Annotated in this window: 24 protein-coding genes; all 24 read right to left on the bottom strand. The window is 55.6% G+C overall.

Annotation, left to right across the window (positions count from 1 at the left end; genetic code table 11):
* Positions 1-9: 9 nt before the first annotated feature.
* Positions 10-228, bottom strand: coding sequence for a translation initiation factor IF-1 (gene infA, locus KI617_RS01795; RefSeq protein WP_226450088.1), 219 nt, complete (start codon positions 226-228; stop codon positions 10-12).
* A 9-nt stretch (positions 229-237) separates the two neighbouring features.
* Positions 238-1,560: a preprotein translocase subunit SecY gene (secY, locus tag KI617_RS01790; protein WP_226450086.1), complete on the bottom strand. Its 1,323-nt coding sequence runs from the start codon at positions 1,558-1,560 to the stop codon at positions 238-240.
* A gap of 20 nt (positions 1,561-1,580) precedes the next feature.
* A complete protein-coding gene (gene rplO, locus KI617_RS01785; RefSeq protein WP_226450084.1) occupies positions 1,581-2,015 on the bottom strand; it encodes a 50S ribosomal protein L15 in 435 nt (144 codons plus the stop codon).
* Positions 2,016-2,018: 3 nt separating this feature from the next.
* The gene (gene rpmD / locus KI617_RS01780) at positions 2,019-2,201 is read right to left on the bottom strand and encodes a 50S ribosomal protein L30 (RefSeq protein ID WP_226450082.1); all 183 of its coding nucleotides are present in this window, start codon (positions 2,199-2,201) and stop codon (positions 2,019-2,021) included.
* Between the two features lie 3 nt (positions 2,202-2,204).
* Positions 2,205-2,732 carry a 30S ribosomal protein S5 gene (gene rpsE, locus KI617_RS01775; RefSeq protein WP_226450080.1) on the bottom strand — a complete coding sequence of 176 codons (528 nt, stop codon included), beginning with the start codon at positions 2,730-2,732 and terminating at the stop codon, positions 2,205-2,207.
* Between the two features lie 27 nt (positions 2,733-2,759).
* Positions 2,760-3,116 carry a 50S ribosomal protein L18 gene (rplR, locus tag KI617_RS01770; RefSeq protein WP_226450078.1) on the bottom strand — a complete coding sequence of 119 codons (357 nt, stop codon included), beginning with the start codon at positions 3,114-3,116 and terminating at the stop codon, positions 2,760-2,762.
* 9 nt (positions 3,117-3,125) lie between these two features.
* Positions 3,126-3,656, bottom strand: a complete 531-nt coding sequence (gene rplF, locus KI617_RS01765) for a 50S ribosomal protein L6 (RefSeq protein WP_226450076.1) — start codon at positions 3,654-3,656, stop codon at positions 3,126-3,128.
* Between the two features lie 10 nt (positions 3,657-3,666).
* A complete protein-coding gene (gene rpsH / locus KI617_RS01760) occupies positions 3,667-4,062 on the bottom strand; it encodes a 30S ribosomal protein S8 (protein WP_226450074.1) in 396 nt (131 codons plus the stop codon).
* Between the two features lie 15 nt (positions 4,063-4,077).
* Positions 4,078-4,383 (bottom strand): 30S ribosomal protein S14, encoded by a 306-nt coding sequence (gene rpsN, locus KI617_RS01755; RefSeq protein ID WP_226450072.1) that lies wholly within the window; start codon positions 4,381-4,383, stop codon positions 4,078-4,080.
* Positions 4,384-4,390: 7 nt separating this feature from the next.
* Positions 4,391-4,930: a 50S ribosomal protein L5 gene (rplE, locus tag KI617_RS01750; RefSeq protein ID WP_226450070.1), complete on the bottom strand. Its 540-nt coding sequence runs from the start codon at positions 4,928-4,930 to the stop codon at positions 4,391-4,393.
* Between the two features lie 9 nt (positions 4,931-4,939).
* Positions 4,940-5,257: a 50S ribosomal protein L24 gene (gene rplX / locus KI617_RS01745; RefSeq protein ID WP_117607653.1), complete on the bottom strand. Its 318-nt coding sequence runs from the start codon at positions 5,255-5,257 to the stop codon at positions 4,940-4,942.
* Between the two features lie 10 nt (positions 5,258-5,267).
* Entirely contained in the window at positions 5,268-5,636 is a 369-nt protein-coding gene (gene rplN / locus KI617_RS01740; RefSeq protein WP_011286097.1) for a 50S ribosomal protein L14, read from the bottom strand.
* 153 nt (positions 5,637-5,789) lie between these two features.
* Positions 5,790-6,056, bottom strand: a complete 267-nt coding sequence (gene rpsQ / locus KI617_RS01735) for a 30S ribosomal protein S17 (protein ID WP_226450066.1) — start codon at positions 6,054-6,056, stop codon at positions 5,790-5,792.
* Positions 6,053-6,247 (bottom strand): 50S ribosomal protein L29, encoded by a 195-nt coding sequence (rpmC, locus tag KI617_RS01730; protein ID WP_011286095.1) that lies wholly within the window; start codon positions 6,245-6,247, stop codon positions 6,053-6,055. The genes rpsQ and rpmC overlap by 4 nt, the downstream gene beginning before the upstream one ends.
* A gap of 2 nt (positions 6,248-6,249) precedes the next feature.
* Complete coding sequence (rplP, locus tag KI617_RS01725; protein ID WP_011286094.1) at positions 6,250-6,663, bottom strand: 50S ribosomal protein L16; 414 nt, start codon at positions 6,661-6,663, stop codon at positions 6,250-6,252.
* Between the two features lies 1 nt (position 6,664).
* Positions 6,665-7,450 carry a 30S ribosomal protein S3 gene (rpsC, locus tag KI617_RS01720; protein WP_226450064.1) on the bottom strand — a complete coding sequence of 262 codons (786 nt, stop codon included), beginning with the start codon at positions 7,448-7,450 and terminating at the stop codon, positions 6,665-6,667.
* 9 nt (positions 7,451-7,459) lie between these two features.
* Positions 7,460-7,789 (bottom strand): 50S ribosomal protein L22, encoded by a 330-nt coding sequence (gene rplV / locus KI617_RS01715; RefSeq protein ID WP_011286092.1) that lies wholly within the window; start codon positions 7,787-7,789, stop codon positions 7,460-7,462.
* 9 nt (positions 7,790-7,798) lie between these two features.
* Positions 7,799-8,074, bottom strand: coding sequence for a 30S ribosomal protein S19 (gene rpsS / locus KI617_RS01710; protein WP_011286091.1), 276 nt, complete (start codon positions 8,072-8,074; stop codon positions 7,799-7,801).
* A 10-nt stretch (positions 8,075-8,084) separates the two neighbouring features.
* Entirely contained in the window at positions 8,085-8,912 is an 828-nt protein-coding gene (rplB, locus tag KI617_RS01705) for a 50S ribosomal protein L2 (protein WP_226450062.1), read from the bottom strand.
* A complete protein-coding gene (rplW, locus tag KI617_RS01700) occupies positions 8,912-9,214 on the bottom strand; it encodes a 50S ribosomal protein L23 (RefSeq protein ID WP_226450060.1) in 303 nt (100 codons plus the stop codon). The genes rplB and rplW overlap by 1 nt, the downstream gene beginning before the upstream one ends.
* Positions 9,211-9,834, bottom strand: coding sequence for a 50S ribosomal protein L4 (gene rplD, locus KI617_RS01695; protein WP_226450058.1), 624 nt, complete (start codon positions 9,832-9,834; stop codon positions 9,211-9,213). The genes rplW and rplD overlap by 4 nt, the downstream gene beginning before the upstream one ends.
* A gap of 9 nt (positions 9,835-9,843) precedes the next feature.
* Positions 9,844-10,482 carry a 50S ribosomal protein L3 gene (gene rplC / locus KI617_RS01690; protein ID WP_011286087.1) on the bottom strand — a complete coding sequence of 213 codons (639 nt, stop codon included), beginning with the start codon at positions 10,480-10,482 and terminating at the stop codon, positions 9,844-9,846.
* A 109-nt stretch (positions 10,483-10,591) separates the two neighbouring features.
* A complete protein-coding gene (gene rpsJ / locus KI617_RS01685; protein WP_028994183.1) occupies positions 10,592-10,903 on the bottom strand; it encodes a 30S ribosomal protein S10 in 312 nt (103 codons plus the stop codon).
* A 62-nt stretch (positions 10,904-10,965) separates the two neighbouring features.
* A complete protein-coding gene (gene tuf, locus KI617_RS01680) occupies positions 10,966-12,156 on the bottom strand; it encodes an elongation factor Tu (protein ID WP_226450042.1) in 1,191 nt (396 codons plus the stop codon).

Raw genomic sequence — 12,156 nt, 5'->3', positions numbered from 1 at the left:
GAGAACTTTTTACTTGGTCCGGAAAACGATCCGGGCCTTGGTTAAATCATACGGTGTCAATTGCACGGTCACTTTGTCTCCGGGAAGGATGCGGATGTAATGCATCCGCATTTTTCCGGAAATGAACCCATGCACTATGTGTCCGTTTTCCAGCCTGACTTTGAAGGTCGCATTCGGGAGGTTTTCAATAACCTCGCCTAGCATCTCAATGTAATCTTCTTTCGCCATGCCTGATTACTACTTGATCATAGGTGCGCCTTTGAAGTTTGCTTTCTTCAGCAGGCTTTCATATTGATGCGACATTACATAGGCTTGAACCTGAGACATGAAGTCCATGGTTACAACTACGATGATAAGCAGTGACGTTCCACCGAAATAGAACGGCACGTTCCATTTCAGGATCAAAAATTCGGGCAACAGACAAACAACAGTGATGTAAGCAGCCCCAATCAGGGTCAAGCGCATCAAAATCTTGTCGATGTAGCGTGCAGTCTGTTCACCTGGGCGAATACCGGGCACAAACGCACCGCTCTTCTTCAGATTGTCTGCCGTTTCCTTGGAATTGAACACAAGGGCGGTGTAGAAGAAGCAGAAAAACACGATAGCCGAGGCGTAAAGCATCACGTAGATCGGCTGTCCCGGGGACAGCGTACCGGCAACATCCTTCAGCCAGTGCATCGACTCACTGGAACCGAACCAATTGGCGACAGTCGCAGGGAACAGGATGATGGAAGATGCAAAAATCGGTGGGATAACGCCCGACATGTTCAGCTTCAGTGGTAGGTGCGAACTCTGTCCACCGTAAATCTTGTTTCCGACCTGACGCTTGGCGTAATTGACCAGAATTTTCCGCTGGCCACGCTCGACGAAGACGACAAATCCGGTAACCGCAACAACGAGAACACAGATGATCAGGGCGGTCAGCGGATGCATCGCACCGGTACGGACCAACTCAAGCAGACCACCAATTGCATTCGGCAAACCGGCTGCAATACCAGCAAAAATGATGATCGAAATACCGTTACCCAAACCACGCTCGGTAATCTGCTCACCCAGCCACATCAGGAACATCGTACCGGTCAGCAGTGTTGAAACAGTCGTCAAGCGGAACATAAAGCCAGGGTCGTTAACCAGACCTGCCTGTGCTTCAAGTGCTACAGCAATCCCCAAACCCTGGAACAGCGCGAGGATTACTGTGCCGTAGCGGGTGTATTGAGTGATCTTGCGGCGGCCTGCCTCACCCTCTTTTTTGAGAGCTTCAAGCTGCGGGCTAGCGACACTCATCAGTTGCATGATGATCGACGCCGAGATGTACGGCATGATCCCCAATGCAAAAATCGTGAATCGCGACAGGGCGCCACCAGAGAACATGTTAAACATGCCCAGGATGCCACCCTTCTGCGAATTGAAAAGATCGGCTAGAGCGTTGGGGTCAATACCCGGAACCGGGATATGGGCGCCGATGCGGTACACAACGAGTGCCCCCAGCAGGAACCAAAGCCGGCGCTTGAGATCGCCGAACTTGCCACCTTTGCCAACGGTATTGGGATTTGCTGCCAACGTTCTAACCTTTCCCTGTCTTACTCAGCGACCGAGCCACCGACTGCTTCGATAGCAGCCTTGGCACCTTTGGTCGCGCCAACACCCTTCAGGACAACCTTGCGGCTGATCGCGCCGGACAAGACCACCTTGGCGGAAAGAGCATCACCCGGAACGATACCGGCCACTTGCAGCGCAAGCAGATCGATTTCGTCAACCGGCAGACGCTCCAGATCGGTCAGGCGAACTTCGTAGTTGCGCGCACGAGTCAGCGAATTGAAGCCACGCTTCGGCAGACGACGCTGCAAAGGCATTTGACCGCCCTCGAAGCCAACCTTGTGGAAGCCACCGGAACGCGACTTCTGACCTTTGTGGCCACGACCGCAGGTCTTGCCCAGACCGGAACCAATGCCACGGCCAACACGCTTGGCTGCTTTCTTGGAACCTTCGCCCGGCTTGATGGTATTCAGACGCATGGCTTAACCCTCAACCTTAACGAGATACTGAACCTTCTGGATCATGCCGCGAACAGCCGGCGTATCCTCAAGCTCAGAAGAACTATTCAGCTTGCGCAGACCAAGGCCCTTGACGGTAGCCCGATGGTCTTGCTTGGTGCCGATAACGCTCTTGACGAGCGTCACTTTGATTTTCTTGTCAGCCATGACTTACCCCTGGATCTGATCCACCGAAAGACCACGCTTGGCGGCGATTTCGGCTGGCGTATTCACCTTCGACAGGCCGTCGATGGTGGCACGCACGATGTTGTAGGGATTGGTCGAACCGTGAGCCTTGGCAACCACGTTGGTGACACCAACGACTTCGAAGACAGCACGCATTGCGCCGCCAGCGATAATGCCGGTACCTTCGGGAGCCGGTTGAATCATCACGGTAGTAGCACCATGACGACCCATCACGGTGTGATGAACGGTACCGCTCTTCAGGCTGACCTTGGCCATCTTGCGACGAGCCTCTTCCATTGCCTTCTGGACAGCAACCGGCACTTCGCGGGACTTGCCCTTGCCCATGCCAATGCCACCGTCACCGTCACCAACCACGGTCAGGGCTGCAAAACCGAGAATCCGGCCGCCCTTTACAACCTTGGTAACACGGTTAACCGCAACCATCTTCTCGCGCATGCCATCATCGCGCTCTTCAGCCTGTTGCGGCTTCTTGTTTCTTTCAGGTTTAGCCATTTCTTAACCTCGTCCTTTTGCCGTCGGTTAGAACTTCAGGCCGCCTTCACGCGCGGCTTCCGCCAACGCCTGAATACGTCCGTGGTACTGGAGACCGGAACGGTCAAAGGCTACCTGCTCAATACCGGCGGCCTTGGCGCGCTCGGCAATCAGCTTGCCAACGGTAGTGGCAGCAGCCTTGTTACCGCCGTTCGCAACATCCTTACGGACATCGGTGTCCAGCGTGGAAGCCGAAGCCAGAACCTTACCGCCGCAAGGCGAAATGATCTGGGCGTAAATGTGGCAGTTCGTACGATTAACGCACAAACGGACAGCTTTGAGCTCGGCGATTTTGGCCCGGGTTTTGCGGGCACGGCGCAGACGCGCTTGCTTCTTGTTAAACATATGCCACCCTTACTTCTTCTTGGTTTCCTTGATAACCACCACTTCATCGGCATAACGAACGCCCTTACCCTTATAGGGCTCCGGCTTGCGATATGCACGAATCTCGGCGGCAACCTGACCGACTTGCTGCTTGTCCGAACCCTTGATCAGGATTTCGGTCTGGGTCGGACACTCGACTTTCACACCGGCGGGCATCTTGTGAGCCACGGGATGGGAAAAGCCGAGCGACAGATTCAGGGTATCGCCCTGAGCCTGGGCACGGTAGCCCACGCCAACCAGCTGCAGCTTACGTTCGAAGCCCTTCGAAACGCCGGTCACCATGTTGTTCAGGTTGGCACGCATGGTGCCCCACATGGCGGCAGCATTAGCTACACCAGCGACCTTGGAAACGGTAACGTTCTGGCCTTCTACGGCAACATTGACTGCTGAATGAGCGGCCGTCTTCAGGGAACCCAACGGTCCCTTGACAACGATCTGCTCACCGACGGTGACTTCAACACCGGCGGGCAGCACTACGGGATTCTTACCAATACGAGACATGCTTCGCTCCTTACGCCACGATGCAAAGGACTTCGCCGCCAACCTTGCTGGCGCGAGCCTTGCGGTCAGTCATGACGCCCTTCGGGGTAGAAACGATGGCCACACCAAGACCATTCATGACACGCGGAATATCGTCGCAGCCTTTGTAGATACGCAGACCGGGCTTAGAAATACGCTCGATGCGCTCAATAACCGGGCGACCGGCGTAATACTTGAGTGCGATTTCGAGAGTTGCCTTGCCGTCAGCCTGACGAACTGCAAAATCTTCGACGTAGCCTTCATCCTTGAGCACGGCAGCGATAGCCACTTTGACCTTGGACGAGGGCATGGAGACAGACGCCTTTTCGGCGAGCTGGGCGTTGCGGATGCGAGTCAGCATGTCCGCGATCGGATCGCTCATAGCCATTTCTGAATCTCCTGATTACCAGCTGGCTTTAACAATACCCGGGATCTCGCCATTGAAGGCCAGCTCACGGATCTTGTTACGGCACAGACCGAATTTACGGAAAACACCACGCGGACGGCCAGTCAGCTGGCAGCGATTGCGCAGACGGGACGGACTGGAATTGCGCGGCAGGGCCTGGAATTTCAGACGGGCTTCATAACGCTCCTCGTCAGACAGGCTCACGTTGGTGATGATCGCCTCCAGGGCAGCGCGCTTCTTAGCGTACTGAGCCACCATCTTGCGGCGCTTCTCTTCGCGGTTGATCAGAGCAAGTTTTGCCATGATTGCCTCAATTCTTGAACGGGAACTTGAAGGCCGCCAGCAGAGCCTTGGCTTCTGCATCGGTCTTCGCGGTCGTGGTGATACTGATATTCATACCCCGCAGAGCATCGATCTTGTCGTACTCAATTTCCGGGAAAATGATCTGCTCTTTGACACCCATGTTGTAGTTACCCTGGCCGTCAAAACCCTTGCCAGAAATACCACGGAAGTCGCGAACACGCGGCAGGGCGATGGTCACCAGACGATCCAGGAATTCGAACATGCGAGGACCACGCAGGGTGACCATGCAACCGATCGGATAACCATCACGAATCTTGAAGCCGGCGATCGACTTGCGAGCCTTCGTGGTAACCGGCTTTTGACCTGCGATCTTCTGCATGTCACCAACGGCATTTTCCAGAACTTTCTTGTCAGCAACCGCCTCGCCAACACCCATATTCAGGGTAATTTTGGTGATACGCGGAACTTCCATCACGGACTTGTAGCTGAACTGTTTGACCAGATCGGAAACAATAGTGTCCTTGTAAAACTGTTGCAAACGCGCCATGACCACCCCTTATGCGTTTACCAGTTCGCCGTTCGACTTGAACACGCGAACCTTGCGGCCATCCTCGAGCGCCTTGATGCCGACACGGTCAGCCTTCTTGGTCGCCGGATTGAACAGCGCAACATTGGAGATATGGATAGGCATGTCTTTGTCCACGATGCCACCAGCTACACCCTTGACCGGGTTCGGCTTAACGTGCTTTTTGGCACGATTGACACCCTCGACAAGCACATGCTCATCATCGACACGGCGCAGCACGGTGCCGCGTTTGCCCTTGTCTTTACCTGTAATGACGACGATTTCGTCGCCTTTGCGAATTTTTTCCATCATCCGTTCCTTACAGCACTTCCGGCGCCAGCGACACGATCTTCATGAAGCGCTCGGTACGCAGTTCGCGCGTAACCGGGCCAAAGATGCGCGTGCCGATCGGCTCGAGCTTGTTGTTGAGAAGGACTGCGGCATTGCCATCAAAGCGCACCAGCGAGCCATCCGGACGACGAACACCCTTGGCAGTACGAACCACCACGGCGTTATATACATCACCCTTCTTGACACGACCGCGCGGGGCAGCATCCTTGATGCTAACCTTGATGATGTCACCAATGCCCGCATAACGGCGCCTGGATCCACCCAGCACTTTGATACACATTACTGAACGCGCGCCGGTGTTATCGGCGACATCCAGAGTCGTCTGCATCTGAATCATTTAAATAAACTCCAACTTAATCCGCCCAGGCGGTCAGTCTTGGAACCCGTACGGGTCGAACAACTTCGCAACCACCAGGACGGCAGTCGCAAAAAAGAAGCCGGATTATACCGGCTTCTTTGATCACTGCGCAAGCGTTTTTAAAAACTTTCGTTATACAACGATCGCTTTTTCCAGAACGCTGGTCACAGCCCAAGTCTTGGTACGGGAAACCGGACGGGTTTCGACAATCTCAACGAGATCACCGGCCTTGGCCGAATTGCCTTCGTTATGGGCATGGTACTTCTTCGAACGAACCATCACCTTGCCATACATAGGGTGCTTGACCTTACGCTCAACGAGGACGGTAACCGTCTTTTCCATCTTGTCGCTGACAACGCGACCAATGAGAGTACGTTTGCTACTGGAGGATTCGCTCATTGCTGCACCGCCTTTTCACGGATAAGCGTGCGAACGCGAGCGATGTCGCGGCGCACCTTGGACATTTGGCTGGTATTGGACAACTGCTGGGTAGCAAGTTGCATACGCAGACCGAACTGGGCCTTCAACAGGTCCAGCAATTCCTTTTTGAGCTCGTCCACGCTCTTGGTTCTCAGTTCACTAGCTTTCATGATTACCCCAGATGACGAGTCACGAAGGTGGTGGGAATCGGCAGCTTGGCCGCAGCAAGGGCAAATGCCTCACGAGCCAGCGCTTCATTGACACCATCCATTTCGTACAGAACCTTGCCGGGCTGGATCTCGGCAACCCAATATTCCGGATTACCCTTACCGTTACCCATACGAACTTCGGCCGGTTTCTTAGAAATCGGCTTGTCCGGGAAGATACGGATCCAGATGCGACCGCCCCGTTTGATATGACGGGTCATGGCGCGACGAGCCGCTTCGATCTGACGAGCCGTCAGACGACCACGACCGATCGCCTTGAGACCCCACTCACCGAAGGAAACCTTCGTGCCACGAGTCGCCAGACCTTCATTGCGGCCCTTGTGCTCCTTGCGGAACTTGCGACGGTTAGGTTGCAGCATGTTAAGCACCTGCCTTTCTTACGCGCTTGGCCGGATCAACCGTACCATCGGTCTTCTTTACCGTGCGGGTACGTGGCCTGTCGCCTTCGGGCTTGCCAGGAGCGCGACGCGGACGACGGTCATCAGCTACCGGCTCTTCAACTGCCGGCTGCTCATTACGGTCAAGCATGTCACCCTTGTAAACCCAGACCTTGATACCAATGATTCCGTACGTGGTCAGCGCTTCCGAAGTTGCGTAGTCGATGTCGGCGCGCAGGGTGTGCAGGGGCACACGACCTTCGCGATACCATTCACTACGAGCAATTTCGGCACCGTTCAGACGACCGGCGCTCATGACCTTGATGCCCTGGGCACCGAGGCGCATGGCGTTCTGCATCGCACGCTTCATGGCGCGACGGAACATGATGCGCTTTTCGAGCTGCTGGGCAATTGAATCAGCGATTAGCTGGGCATCGATTTCCGGCTTGCGGATTTCTTCGATCGAAACATGGACGGGAACGCCCATGATGCGCTGAAGATCCGAACGCAGTTGTTCAATATCCTCGCCCTTCTTGCCGATAACCACACCCGGGCGGGCGGAGTAAACGGTGACGCGGGCATTCTTGGCCGGACGCTCAATCAGAACACGACCAACCGAAGCGTGAGCAAGCTTACGCTTCAGGTATTCGCGAACTTTGATGTCTTCGTTCAGCATACCCGGGAAGTCTTTGCTGTTAGCGTACCAGCGTGAACTCCAGTTTTTGGTGACTGCCAGGCGGAAGCCAGTCGGATGAATTTTCTGTCCCATGGCTCTTCCTTAGTTACCAACGGTCAGATAGATATGGCAGGTCGGCTTGATGATCCGATTGCCACGACCCTTGGCGCGGGCGGTAAAACGCTTCAGCACCATGCCTTTTTCGACGTAGATGGTTTTCACCGTCAGCTCATCGATATCAGCACCATCGTTGTGCTCGGCGTTGGCGATTGCCGACTCCAGCACTTTTTTGACGATACCGGCGCCCTTTTTGGGGCAGAAAGCCAGGATGTTGAGAGCCTGACCAACCGGCTTGCCGCGCACCAGATCCGCAACCAAGCGGCCCTTTTGCGCAGAGAGGCGTACGCCTCGCAGACTTGCACGAGTTTCCATGTCAGCTCCTTACTTCTTGGCCTTCTTGCCGGCGGTGTGACCCTTGAACGTACGGGTCAGCGAGAACTCGCCGAGCTTGTGACCGACCATATTTTCGGTGACGAACACCGGAATATGCTGCTTGCCATTGTGGACCGCAATCGTCAGGCCGATGAACTCGGGGAGGATCGTCGAACGACGCGACCAGGTCTTGATCGGGCGCTTGTCGCTGGTAGCGCGAACTGCTTCGACTTTGTCGATCAGGTGCGCATCAACAAACGGGCCCTTTTTGAGAGAACGTCCCATTTCCTACCCCTTAACGCTTATGACGGCGCTGAACGATCATGCTGTTCGTGCGCTTGTTGCTGCGGGTGCGGTAACCCTTGGTGGGCTGACCCCACGGATTAACCGGCACGCGGCCTTCGCCAGTACGGCCTTCACCACCACCGTGCGGGTGATCCACAGGGTTCATGGCAGTACCACGGACGGTCGGACGAATACCACGCCAACGCATCGCACCGGCTTTACCGAACTTGCGCAGGTTATGCTCTTCGTTACCCACTTCACCGATGGTAGCGCGGCACTCGACGTGCACACGGCGCACCTCACCGGAGCGAAGGCGAATCTGAGCATATGCACCTTCGCGAGCCAGCAACTGGACGGAAGTACCGGCCGAACGAGCAATCTGCGCGCCCTTGCCTGGCAACATCTCAACACAGCAAATGGTCGTACCAACCGGAATATTGCGGATCGGCAGAGCATTACCCGATTTGATCGGCGCTTCCGAACCGCTCATGATCGGCTGACCAACCACCATACCCTTGTTGGCGATGATGTAGCGACGCTCACCGTCGGCATAACAAAGCAGCGCAATATTCGCAGTACGGTTCGGATCGTATTCCAGACGCTCAACCTTGGCGGGAATCCCGTCCTTATTGCGCTTGAAATCGATAACACGATAGGCCTGCTTGTGACCACCACCCTGATGACGTACGGTGATGCGACCGTTGTTGTTGCGACCAGCATTGCCAGACTTGGCTTCAACCAGCGCAGCAAACGGCTTGCCTTTGTGAAGGTTGGCGTTTACGACCTGAACAACGGCGCGACGACCAGGGGAAGTCGGCTTGACTTTAACGAGTGCCATTACGCATTCCCCCCTTCAACGAAATTGATTTCCTGACCCGGTTTGAGGCTCACGTAGGCTTTCTTCCAGCCCTTACGACGACCGGTTGCACCCTTGAAGCGCTTAACCTTGCCCTTCACGTTGGAAACCTGAACACCTTCGACTTCCACCTTGAAGAGCAGCTCGACAGCAGCCTTGATTTCCGGCTTGGTTGCATCAGATGCAACGCGGAAGATCACTTGCTCATACTTGTCAGCAACATAAGTTGCCTTCTCGGAGATTTGCGGTGCCAGCAGCACCTGCATCAGACGCTCTTGATTCATCCCCACATCTCCTCGAACTTGGCCACGGCATTCTTGGTAACCAGAACCTTGGCGAAGCGGACCAGAGAAACCGGATCAGCTTCCTGAGCTTCGAGAACCAGAACGTTAGGCAGGTTGCGCGACGAGAGATACAGATTTTCGTTCAGCGCGTCAGTGATGACCAGAAGATTGCCTTCAAGACCCATGCCCTTCAGCTTCTGCGTGAATAGCTTGGTCTTGGGCGCATCAATGGACAGATCGTCGATAACGACGAGGCGGTCCTGACGAGCCAACTCAGAGAGGATCGCAGCCATACCGGCGCGGAACATCTTCTTGTTAACCTTCTGGCTGAAGTTTTCTTCAGGAGAGTTCGGGAAAATCCGACCGCCTCCGCGCCACAGCGGGCTGCCATTGGAACCAGCACGAGCACGACCAGTGCCCTTCTGACGCCACGGCTTGGTGGTGGTGTGACGGACTTCGGAGCGATCTTTCTGCTGACGGTCGCCAGAACGGGCGTTTGCCTGATAGGCAACGACGATCTGATGTACCAACGCTTCGTTAAAGTCGCGACCGAACAGCACATCGGAAGCCTGCAGCTTCGCTGCTTCCTGACCTTGTTCGTTAATAACCTTGAGTTCCATGTCGCCCCCTTAAGCCTTGACCGCCGGACGCACAACGACGTCGGAACCCTTGGCGCCGGGAACGGCACCCTTGACCAGCAACAGCTGGCGATCGGCATCAACGCGAACAATCGTCAGTCCCTGCATCGTGGACTGAACATCACCCAGATGACCAGCCATGCGCTTGCCCGGGAAAACACGACCCGGATCCTGCGCCATACCAATGGAACCCGGCGCGTTATGCGACAGCGAGTTACCATGGGAAGCACGGTTGGAACTGAAATTGTGGCGCTTGATACCACCCTGGAAACCCTTACCGATCGAGGTACCGGTCACATCAACTTTTTGCCCTTCGGCAAAAATGGTGACAGCAACCTGATCACCGGCCTTGAAACTAGCTAGTTGATCAGCTTCGATCTGGAATTCCTTGAGCACATGCCCGGCTTCCACACCCGCCTTGGCCAGATGGCCAGCCAGGGGCTTGGAAACGCGCGAGGCACGGCGCTTGCCGAATGCGACCTGAATGGCTGCGTAGCCATCGATCTCCGGCGTTTTGACTTGGGTCACGCGGTTGTTTGACACGTCAAGCACAGTTACCGGAATGGACGCGCCATCCTCGGCAAAAATGCGAGTCATGCCAACCTTGCGACCAACAAGGCCTAGACTCATGGTTATTCTCCTCATCGCCGGCTGCGATTGGCCGGTCGATGTAAAACAACAAATGGGCAGCCGTCGCCGGCCACCCCCGAAAGGCGCGGATTATATCCGCGAACTACTATTACTGCAACTTGATTTCGACGTCGACACCAGCCGGTAGATCCAGCTTCATCAGCGCATCGACTGTCTTGTCGGTCGGATCAACGATATCCATCAGACGCAGATGGGTACGAATTTCGAGCTGATCGCGGGAAGCCTTATTGACGTGCGGCGAACGCAGGATATCGAAACGCTGCTTGCGGGTTGGCAGCGGAACGGGACCACGAACGACAGCACCGGTACGCTTGGCGGTTTCAACGATTTCCTGAGCGGATTGATCGATCAGGCGATAGTCGAAGGCCTTCAGACGGATACGGATTTTTTGGCTTTGCATTTTTGGCTTCCAAAGAACGATGGGGTAGGCAATCTACCTACCCCGATTTTCAAAAAGAACGATTACTCGATGATCTTGGCGACGACGCCGGCGCCGACGGTACGACCGCCTTCACGGATGGCGAAGCGCAGACCTTCTTCCATGGCGATCGGTGCAATCAGCTTGATCGTCATGGCGATGTTGTCGCCCGGCATGACCATTTCGGTGCCTTCCGGCAGCTCGATGGAACCAGTGACGTCGGTCGTGCGGAAGTAGAACTGCGGACGGTAACCATTGAAGAACGGGGTGTGACGGCCGCCTTCATCCTTGGACAGGATGTACACTTCGGAGGTGAAGTGGGTATGCGGCTTGACAGAACCCGGCTTGCACAGCACCTGGCCACGCTCGACGTCTTCACGCTTGGTACCACGTAGCAGGGCGCCAATGTTGTCGCCAGCCTGACCTTGGTCGAGCAGCTTGCGGAACATTTCAACACCGGTACAGATGGTCTTGACGGTCGGGCGGATGCCGACGATTTCGATTTCTTCGCCAACCTTGACGATGCCACGCTCAACACGACCGGTCACGACGGTACCGCGACCAGAGATGGAGAAGACGTCTTCAACCGGCATCAGGAACGGCTGATCGATGGCACGCTCAGGATCAGGGATGTAGGTGTCCAGGGCATCTGCCAGACGGAAGATCGACGGTTCGCCGATTTCGGATTGGTCGCCTTCGAGGGCCTTCAGGGCGGAGCCGTGAATGATCGGGGTGTCGTCGCCCGGGAAGTCGTACTTGGAGAGCAGCTCGCGCAGTTCCATTTCGACCAGTTCGAGCAGTTCGGCGTCGTCAACCATGTCGCACTTGTTCATGAACACGAGCACGTACGGCACGCCAACTTGACGGGCGAGCAGGATGTGTTCGCGGGTTTGCGGCATCGGGCCGTCAGCAGCGGAACAGACGAGGATGGCGCCGTCCATCTGGGCAGCACCGGTAATCATGTTCTTGACGTAGTCAGCGTGACCCGGGCAGTCAACGTGGGCGTAGTGACGGTTGGCGGTTTCGTATTCGACGTGAGCAGTATTAATCGTGATACCGCGGGCCTTTTCTTCCGGCGCAGCGTCGATTTCGTCATATTTCTTGGCAGCACCACCGAACTTGGCGGACAGCACCGTGGTGATCGCAGCCGTCAGCGTCGTCTTGCCGTGGTCAACGTGACCAATCGTACCAACGTTTACGTGCGGTTTCGTACGCGCGAATTTTTCCTTAGCCAT

This window comes from Ferribacterium limneticum, assembly GCF_020510625.1.
GTDB lineage: Bacteria > Pseudomonadota > Gammaproteobacteria > Burkholderiales > Rhodocyclaceae > Azonexus > Azonexus limneticus_A.
The sequence above is the reverse complement of the archived record's forward strand: the minus strand, read 5'-3'. Positions and strand labels throughout refer to the sequence as shown.